This window comes from Brevundimonas sp. GN22 (assembly GCF_054824005.1).
This window is the reverse complement of record NZ_JSYD01000089.1, coordinates 1-598: the sequence shown is the minus strand read 5'-3', so window position 1 is coordinate 598 and position 598 is coordinate 1. Positions and strand designations below refer to the sequence as shown.

Below are 598 nucleotides of genomic sequence, written 5' to 3'. Positions count from 1 at the left end.
CCGCCGCCTGCTCACCCTTGCCCACACGAAAAGCAACTACAGCCGCTGGGGGACTGAGTTCCGTATCGCCTCGGACGGTGGTGCATTCGAGGTGCTTGAAGAGAGCGACGGCGGCTCTGCGAAGGCAGAGAAGGTCCCTCCCGGACCGCGCCTGACAGCGGCTCAAAAGGTCTGTCTGAAGGCTCTCGAAATGGCCCTAGACCACCATGGTGAGAACCAGAAAGTAACCCCTGCTCATATCGATAAACGATGCGTGAGGGTCGAGGTTTGGAGACAGCAAGCCTACAGCATGGGCGTGAGTAGTTCTGATGACGAAGCCTCACGCCGCCGCGCCTTCTACGACACCCGTAAAGCCTTGCAAGCAAAGGGTATTATTGGGGAGGCCGACCCATGGGCATGGTTAGCGTGAGTACCGTGAGGTTGCGTGAGTACCGTGAGGCTCACGGCGTGAGGGGTGGGTTCCCCCCTAAAGGGGGGAAACCTCACCACCCTCACGACAGGCAGCCGTCGAGGTTCCCGATCTGTTCCGATCCCGGTGGGGCACCCGAAAAGTTCAAACCCGTCGCCTTGGACACCGGCGGCCCCCACACAACGACAA

At 60.5% G+C, this 598-nt stretch carries 1 protein-coding gene; it reads left to right on the top strand.

Annotated elements, in window-relative coordinates; genetic code table 11:
* On the top strand, positions 1-409 hold a 409-nt coding region (locus OB03_RS12040), incomplete at its 5' end, for a hypothetical protein (RefSeq protein ID WP_461344300.1).
* Positions 410-598: the final 189 nt, after the last annotated feature.